The sequence below is a fragment of the Micromonospora sp. NPDC050686 genome (assembly GCF_040654475.1).
GTDB lineage: Bacteria > Actinomycetota > Actinomycetes > Mycobacteriales > Micromonosporaceae > Micromonospora.
Window position 1 is genome coordinate 1 of record NZ_JBFAID010000146.1, and the last position, 1,322, is coordinate 1,322.

Genomic DNA, 1,322 nt, shown 5'->3' on the forward strand with positions numbered 1-1,322 from the left:
GACGCTCCTATGCCGCGTCAAGTGGCTGGGGTGGGTTTTCGAGGCGTCGGTAGAGGTCTCGGGCGACGTAACGCTTGAGGCAGCGTTTGATCTCGCGGTCGGTTTTGCCTTGGGCGCGGCGGCGCTCGGCGTAGGCGCGGGTGCGTTCGTCGCGTTGCAGCCGGGTCAGGACGACGGTGTGCAGGGCGCGGTTGAGTTGGCGGTCTCCTGAGCGGTTGAGGCGGTAGCGGACGGTCTTGCCGGAGGACGCCGGGATGGGGGCGGCGCCGGCGAGCATGGCGAACGCGGCGTCGTTGCGGCAGCGTCCCGGGTGGGACCAGGCGGTGAGCACGGTGGCCGCGACGATCGGTCCGACGCCGGTGAGGTCGAGCAGGTCCGGTCGCCAGGAGCGCACGATCGTCCGGATCGCCTTCTCGTGCTCGGTGGCTTCAGCTTCGAGGAAGCGGACGCGGCGAGCGAGGTCCCGCAACACGGTCAGACAGGTGAACACCTCGACATCGGCGTTGGTGGTGGGGCGCAGCCGGGTGGCGGTGGTGAGCATGAGGCGGGTGCTCTGGCCGCGGAAGCGGGCCCGCACCACCTCGGGGGCGGTGATCACCAACGCGTGCAGTTGCCGCTGGGCGTCCGAGCTGGCTTCCACGGCTGCGCGGCGGGCGGTCAGTCGTGCCTGCAGCGCGGCCCGCTCGGGTCCCGTCTTGGGCTGAGCCAGGCGGGTGCGGGCGAGTGCGTCGCGGGCGGCGCGTTCGGCGTCGATCGGGTCGGACTTCGCCCCGGCACGGCGGGCCGGTCGCAGCGGCCGGTCCAGTTCGACGACCAACTCGCCGGCGTCGGCCAGGTGCCGGGCCAGGCCGGCCCCGTAACCGCCGGAGCCCTCCAGCGCCCAGGCCCGCAGCCCTGAGTGCTGCTCGGCCAGAGCCACCAACTCGGCATAGCCGTCCGGGTCGGTGTTCACCGTGGCCCTGGCGAGGACCCCGCCGGTGCGGGTGTCGAGTACGGCGGCGGTGTGGGTGTCTTTGTGCGTGTCGACGCCGATGACGACCTCGACCAGATCTGCCAGCATGGACATTGCGTTCTCTCCTCACCGTGGGGACGCAAGGGTCCGGTCCGGTGCGGAGATGGCAGGACTGTGATGAGACACGCCAGCCGCTAACTGGCGGTCAAGCTCCTGATCAGGCCAAACGTCTCCCGCCGGGCCGGCGCCGGCAGCAGCAGGCGGACAAGTCCCGCGAAAGGCACGAAGCCAGTCAGACGAAGAGTCACGCCCACTGCTGCCGACCATCAGCCCATCACTTGCGGACCGACCAAGCCAGCCTCACAGTCAG

General features: G+C 70.8%; 1 protein-coding gene. It reads right to left on the reverse strand.

The genetic code is table 11. The annotated features are described in order from the left end of the window. Window positions 1–7 precede the first annotated feature (7 nt). On the reverse strand, window positions 8–1,066 hold the full coding sequence (locus tag AB0H57_RS32840) for an IS110 family transposase (RefSeq protein WP_357512638.1): 1,059 nt from the start codon (window positions 1,064–1,066) through the stop codon (window positions 8–10). Window positions 1,067–1,322: the final 256 nt, after the last annotated feature.

Excerpts from the sequence above, each read along its gene's own strand:
- AB0H57_RS32840 (WP_357512638.1), bottom strand. The coding sequence starts at position 1,066 with ATGTCCATGCTGGCAGATCTGGTCGAGGTCGTCATCGGCGTCGACACG.